General features: G+C 49.5%; 7 protein-coding genes, 1 tRNA gene and 1 other RNA gene. All 9 read left to right on the top strand.

Translation table 11 applies throughout. The features are described from left to right. Nucleotides 1-667 (top strand): gfo/Idh/MocA family oxidoreductase (locus V7Z60_RS02360; protein WP_334115977.1); only part of this gene is annotated, 667 nt, incomplete at its 5' end. Between the two features lie 28 nt (nt 668-695). Further along, entirely contained in the window at nt 696-1,955 is a 1,260-nt protein-coding gene (locus V7Z60_RS02355) for a DEAD/DEAH box helicase (protein ID WP_334115975.1), read from the top strand. 97 nt (nt 1,956-2,052) lie between these two features. Beyond that, a complete protein-coding gene (locus V7Z60_RS02350; protein WP_334115973.1) occupies nt 2,053-2,466 on the top strand; it encodes a DUF3284 domain-containing protein in 414 nt (137 codons plus the stop codon). 72 nt (nt 2,467-2,538) lie between these two features. Further along, a tRNA-Arg gene (locus tag V7Z60_RS02345) sits at nt 2,539-2,612 on the top strand. A 139-nt stretch (nt 2,613-2,751) separates the two neighbouring features. Further along, nucleotides 2,752-3,357: a class I SAM-dependent methyltransferase gene (locus V7Z60_RS02340; protein ID WP_334115971.1), complete on the top strand. Its 606-nt coding sequence runs from the start codon at nt 2,752-2,754 to the stop codon at nt 3,355-3,357. A 3-nt stretch (nt 3,358-3,360) separates the two neighbouring features. Beyond that, a complete protein-coding gene (gene tadA, locus V7Z60_RS02335; protein ID WP_334115969.1) occupies nt 3,361-3,822 on the top strand; it encodes a tRNA adenosine(34) deaminase TadA in 462 nt (153 codons plus the stop codon). A gap of 133 nt (nt 3,823-3,955) precedes the next feature. After that, nucleotides 3,956-4,042, top strand: an RNA gene (ffs, locus tag V7Z60_RS02330) — signal recognition particle sRNA small type. Between the two features lie 67 nt (nt 4,043-4,109). Beyond that, nucleotides 4,110-5,843: a DNA polymerase III subunit gamma/tau gene (gene dnaX / locus V7Z60_RS02325; RefSeq protein ID WP_334115967.1), complete on the top strand. Its 1,734-nt coding sequence runs from the start codon at nt 4,110-4,112 to the stop codon at nt 5,841-5,843. Nucleotides 5,844-5,854: 11 nt separating this feature from the next. After that, nucleotides 5,855-6,169, top strand: a complete 315-nt coding sequence (locus V7Z60_RS02320) for a YbaB/EbfC family nucleoid-associated protein (protein WP_334115981.1) — start codon at nt 5,855-5,857, stop codon at nt 6,167-6,169. Nucleotides 6,170-6,175: the final 6 nt, after the last annotated feature.

The raw sequence follows: 6,175 nt of genomic DNA, 5'->3' as shown, positions 1-6,175 counted from the left end.
TGATCTTCTGTCCAGAAGAAGCGACGTTTACTTCTTTGAAGCGGCACGTCACGTGCATGAAGAAAACTTTGAAATCGTCAGAAAAGAAGTTGCAAGGCTTGAAACGTTTCAGGGGGCGACTTTGACCTACCAGAAATATTCATCGCGCTATGATGCCTTTCTTGAAGGAAAGGAGCCGAACGTCTTCTCAACGCGCTTTGCCGGCGGAGCCCTGCAGGATCTCGGCATTTACCTTGTCTATTGCGCAGTTTCGTGGTTCGGAATGCCGGATGACGCAAGGTATTTCCCGGTCAGGCTGAGAAATGGAATTGACGGTTCGGGGATCGCCATTTTAAAATACGGAGACGAAAATGTTGTCTTGAAAGTCGGGAAGACGTCCAATTCCTATCTTCCGGGAGAAATCTACGGGTTAAGGGAAACCCTTTTGCTGTGCGGCAATGCGGCCGATTTGGATCAGGTCTTTCTGGTTGACGCAAAAGGCAATAGAAAACTGCTCTCGAATACGCCGGATGAAAATCCAATGCTTGCGGAAGCTCTGGATTTTGCTAGAATATTAGAGGACGGTTCGCTTGAAGGTAAAATGACCGAACAAGCCTGGCTCGATCTTGCGGACAGGGTGAATCAGGTCATGGAAATGCTGAAGAAAAGCGCCGGCATCACATACTAGGCAACGAAATCATTGAAAGAGAGAAAACATGAACGATATATTTGAAGAACATTTTAAAGAACAGGGATTTTCCGAACCAACGCTGATTCAAAAGGAAGTCTATCCGCTGCTTGCGCAGGGGAAGGACGTCCTGGGACTGTCGCCGACAGGCTCGGGCAAGACTCTGGCATATGCGCTGCCGCTTCTGGAGAAGGTTCTGAAGGGAGACGGTCCGCAGCTTCTGATCATTGCACCGTCACAGGAACTGGCGGCGCAGCTTTCGGATGTCATCAGGCCGTGGGGCAAGCTTTTGGAACTGAAGACGGCTGCCGTCATCGGCGGTGCCAACGTCAGGCGCCAGATTGAAAAGCTGCGCAGGGACCGGCCGGAAGTCATCGTCGGCACACCGGGGCGTCTGCTGAACCTTGCAGACGAAAAGCGTCTCAAATTGCATAACCTGGAAGCAATCGTGATTGACGAAGCGGATGAAATGCTTGCGCAGGAAGAAACGCTTGCTGACTGCCGCAAGCTTGTGAGCCGGGCCAGGGCGGACGTTCAGCTGGGCTTTTTCTCGGCCACGAAGACGCCCGTTTTGAACGAGCTGCACAAATGGTTCGGCATCGAACCGGTCACGTGCGATGTCAGAAAGCAGGATCGGACGCGCGGCCACGTGACGCACTACATGGTCGAAGTCCCGCAGAGAAAACGCATCGAGGCTCTGCGCAAGCTTTCAAACGTCGAGGACTTTTATGCGCTTGTTTTCTTCAGGCAAAATGCAGAGCTCAAGGATGCCTATGAGAAACTGATTCATGCGGGTGCTTCCGTTGCCAGACTGTCCAGCGAACAGCGCCAGACGGAACGCGAAAAGGCATTGAACGGGCTGAAGAAACGGCAGATCAGACTCGTCCTGACGACGGACGTTGCCTGCCGCGGCCTGGATATTCAAAAGCTGCCGGCAGTCGTGAACTTTGACCTGCCAAAGGACGTCAACACTTATATTCACCGCATCGGAAGAACCGGACGGATGGGCGCTTCCGGCAGCGTCGTCAATCTCGGCAACGAGCATGATCTGCGCAAGTTCAGGCAGCTGATCAAGGACGAAGCCTATGATGTCGAAACCGGCTATATCTTCAATCAGAAACTGACGACTGAAAAAAATGCCGAACCGGTTCGTCCCCGAAAGCCGAAGAAGACCGCCGGAAAAACGACTGAACAGGTTGAAAAACAGCTTCCGACGGTCAGAAAGCACAGGAAAAAGCGCAGGCGTGATCAGAAGAACAAAGGCAGGCGAAAGGTTAAGAAAGCTTAATAAAAAAATCGTATTTTCTTAAGAGCTTGTTCACTATGATAAAGGTTCTTCATGCGTTATAATTAATGTATTCAAGAGGAAGGGTGGTCGCGTTATCATGAAGGTTTCAACAACATTGAACGTTTCGGCAGAATATCTGTTTTCGCGGTTGATTGACAACGCAGTGTATGACATCAGGCAGGAGACCGGGAAATCAGTCAGTGTGGATGAACTGGAGGGCGTGAGCTACAGGACTCACGTTGATAAGCAGACGCCTGCCAGGCTGCTGATTACGAAAATCGTCAGGAATCGCAGCTATCACTATCGGCTTGAAAGCAAGGACGAGGTTTTGAACGCTGCCTATGAGCTGGTTGAACTTGCCAGGGACAAGGTCCGCGTGACGTATTCAGAGAATCTCCTGGAGAAAAATCCGCTTGCAAAGTTCAGACTCAAAGTGGTCACCAAGTGCCTGGGATGGCTGAGAAGATACAATTTCGTCAAGCTTCTCAAAAATTTTGAAGTCGGATATTGAATTAACAATTGACTTTACCTGAAAAATTATATTATACTAAAGGAGTTGCAGTTGGCAGCAACTTCTTTAAATGCGCTCGTAGCTCAGCAGGATAGAGCAACCGCCTCCTAAGCGGTAGGTCATCGGTTCGATTCCGATCGAGCGCATCTCATAAGGGCGGAACTTTGGAAAATTCCGGGCAGAGAGGACTTTTGATGCGCATGAGGCTTTGAAAGTCCTCTTTTACTTTCAAGGGCTCCGTTTGATTTACAGACTTGCAGGTGAATTCAAAAAGGCAGTGAGAACATGAAGGAAAATTATTATTATTCAAAAAATCCCGACGTCAAGCATGAAGAAAGAAACTTTGACTTCAGGCTTCTGGGGTTTGACTTTAAATTTGTGACCGACAACGGCGTTTTTTCGAAGAATACAATTGACTTTGGCTCGCGCGTCTTGATCGATGCAGCGGGTGATTTGGATCTTGGCGGCAGAATTCTGGACGTCGGCTGCGGATACGGACCGATCGGACTCTCGCTTGCAAGGAAAAATCCTGACTCCATGGTCGAGATGGTCGACGTCAATGAGCTTGCATTGGAACTTGCCCGGAAAAACGCAGCAGAAAACGCAGTCAAGAACGTTTCGATTCACGAATCAAGCATTTATGAAAACGTTGAGGAAACAGACTTCAGCACAATCGTGACGAATCCACCGATCAGGGCCGGCAAAGAGGTCGTGCACGGCATCCTGCTTTCAGGAATCGATCATCTTGAGGAAGGCGGCATGATTCTGGCCGTCATGCAAAAGAAGCAGGGCGCTCCTTCTGCCATGAAGAAGATGGAGGAGACTTACGGAAACTGCGAAGTGATTGCACGGGAAAAAGGCTACTATGTCTTGAAGAGCGTGAAGGAATAAGCCATGACAGAAGAAGAGAAAACTGCTTTCATGAAGGAAGCCTTGAAGGAAGCAGAAGCGGCGTATGAGGCAGGCGAGGTCCCGATCGGATGCGTGATTGTCTCGGACGGTTCAATCATCGGGCGTGGTCACAACAGAAGAGAAGAACTTCAGGATGCAACCGAGCATGCTGAAATGACCGCAATCAGAGAAGCCAACCGGACGCTTGAGAGCTTCCGCCTGGAAAACTGCGCCTTGTTCGTGACGCTTGAACCGTGTCCGATGTGCACCGGTGCAATCATCAATGCGAGAATTCCTGAAGTCTTTTACGGAGCTCCTGATGAAAAGGCAGGAACTTGCGGAACTTTGATGAATCTGCTTGGTGACGGACGGTTCAATCATCGGGCGCGGGTCGAGAAGGGGTGCCTTAAGGAGGAGTGCGGAAGGCTTTTGAGCGACTTCTTTGCCTCGCTTCGCGCCCGTTAGAAATGCATGGCTCTGACGCCTTGGACTTGCAAATGACTTGCTGCTCTGCATTTTTTAAATTAATATTTTCTAATTTTTGTGCTAAGGACTGGAAATTATCATAAATTTCATGTATCATAGTATTTGCCGCAAGGCCTTGGGGCAATGTTGTCCTTACGAAGCGTGTCAGGTCCGGAAGGAAGCAGCACTAAGTTTGGTTCGGCATGTGCTCCTTGTTATGGTGAGATTTAAACTCGGTCCTTTGCGGGATCGAGATTTTTTATTATAAGGAGAAAGGAAGCACTTCGATGAGCTATCAAGCATTGTATCGTGTTTGGAGACCGCAGACCTTTGAAGATCTTGTCGGTCAGGACATGATTACCAAGACATTGAAAAATGCGCTGGCCACGAAGCAGACGACGCATGCGTATCTGTTTGCGGGGCCAAGGGGAACCGGCAAGACCTCCTGTGCCAAGCTGTTCGCAAAGGCCCTGAACTGTCCTAATCAGGTCAACGGCGACCCGTGCAACGAATGCGAAATCTGCAGGGCGATTACTGCCGGACGTTTGAACGATGTGATCGAAATCGATGCTGCTTCCAATAACGGCGTTGAGGAAATCAGAGACATCAGGGACAAGGTGAAGTATGCGCCGACGCAGGCCGACTATAAAGTCTATATTATTGACGAAGTCCATATGCTGTCGACGAGCGCATTCAATGCCCTGCTCAAGACTCTGGAAGAGCCACCTGCAAACGTGGTCTTTATTCTGGCGACAACCGATCCGCACAAGATTCCGGCGACGATTATCTCAAGAACGCAGCGGTTTGACTTCAAGCGAATCACGTCCGGTGCGATTCTTGGGCGCATGGAATATATTTTGGAGCAAAAGCAGCTTGAATATGATGAAAAGGCGCTGACGGTGATTGCGCGGGCAGCCGAGGGCGGGATGCGCGATGCGCTCAGCATTCTGGATCAGGTGCTGTCATTTGGTGAAAACAAGGTTACGCTGGACAATGCTTTGCTCGTGACGGGAAGCGTGACGCGCGAAAATCTGATCAGGTATCTGAGTCAGGTTCAAAATCATGAGACGGTTGCAGGACTTCAGACGATTCACGAAATCCTTGATGAAGGAAAGGATGCCAGGCGCCTGCTTGAGGACCTGATCAACTGCTGCCGCGATCTGCTGTTGTACAGGCAGGCACCGGAGATGCTTGAACAGGCAGGTTCGGTCATGATTGACGACGAGTTCAAGGCCATGGCTGAAAAAAGCAATCCGGAAACGCTTTACCGATATATCGACACGCTGAACGAACAGCAGGAAAACATGCGCTATTCAATGCATCAGTCCGTTTATCTTGAGGTTTTGACGGTCAAGCTTTCAAAGATTGACGGAAGGGATTCTGAGGCGGGTGTTCAGACACGACAGGCGTCACCTGAGACTTTGGACGAGCTGAACGATCTGCAAAGACAGGTCGGGGAGTTAAAGGACCAGCTCCAAAAGCTCCTGAGCAGCAAAGACCGTGTATTTTCCAGTGAAAAAACGCCGAAGCCTGCCAGAAAACCGGTTCAGCATTACGAAATCAAGATTGACGTTGCAGGCATCTATCGAATTCTCGGCAGTGCGACAAAGGAAGACAAGGCACGTTTCCTTGACTGCAGGGACGATATCCTGAGCAGCCTCAGCATTTCAACCAGGGCAATGTTCAAGATGTGCGAAGTCGAGGCGGCGGGACCTGAAGGAGTTATTCTGAGCTTTCACAATGAATTCATCTGCGGTCGCATCATCAACGAGGAGAGAGTGCACGACGAATTCGAAAACAGCGTAAGTCGCATTTACGGGGCCGCCGGGAAAATCGTTTACGTTCCGAAGAACCGCTGGCTGAACATCAGACAGGAATACATCAAACAGATGCGTTCAGGAACGATCCCGAAGGATTTAATGGAAATTCCGTCAGAACAAGCAAAAGAGCCTGAAGATGACATAGTTCAGAAGGCGGAGGATATTTTTGGCAGGGATTTGATTGAAATCAAGGAAGATTGAAAGGATGATTTATTATGATGCGTGGAATGAACATGCAGGGAATGATGAAGCAGATGCAGAAGCTTCAGAAGAATATGCAAAAGGATCAGGAAGAACTGCAGAAAACGGTTTTTGAAGGCCATGCGCCGGACGATGCCGTTGTCGTGAAGTTTACGGGCGATCATAAGATGCAGGATATTGAAATCAAGGAAGAAGCCGTTGATCCTGATGACGTTGACATGCTGCAGGATCTTGTGATTGCCGCAGTCAACGATGCGATCAGTAAGGTGGATCAGGAGACGCAGCGCACAATGGGCAAGTATTCCCGCAACATTCCTGGACTTTAAAGATAA

Source organism: Ligilactobacillus sp. (assembly GCF_036846325.1).
GTDB lineage: Bacteria > Bacillota > Bacilli > Lactobacillales > Lactobacillaceae > Ligilactobacillus.
The sequence above is the reverse complement of the archived record's forward strand: the minus strand, read 5'-3'. Positions and strand labels throughout refer to the sequence as shown.

Coding starts and splice junctions, on each gene's coding strand:
- tadA (WP_334115969.1), top strand. CDS start 3,361: ATGACAGAAGAAGAGAAAACTGCTTTCATGAAGGAAGCCTTGAAGGAA.
- V7Z60_RS02340 (WP_334115971.1), top strand. CDS start 2,752: ATGAAGGAAAATTATTATTATTCAAAAAATCCCGACGTCAAGCATGAA.
- dnaX (WP_334115967.1), top strand. CDS start 4,110: ATGAGCTATCAAGCATTGTATCGTGTTTGGAGACCGCAGACCTTTGAA.
- V7Z60_RS02355 (WP_334115975.1), top strand. CDS start 696: ATGAACGATATATTTGAAGAACATTTTAAAGAACAGGGATTTTCCGAA.
- V7Z60_RS02350 (WP_334115973.1), top strand. CDS start 2,053: ATGAAGGTTTCAACAACATTGAACGTTTCGGCAGAATATCTGTTTTCG.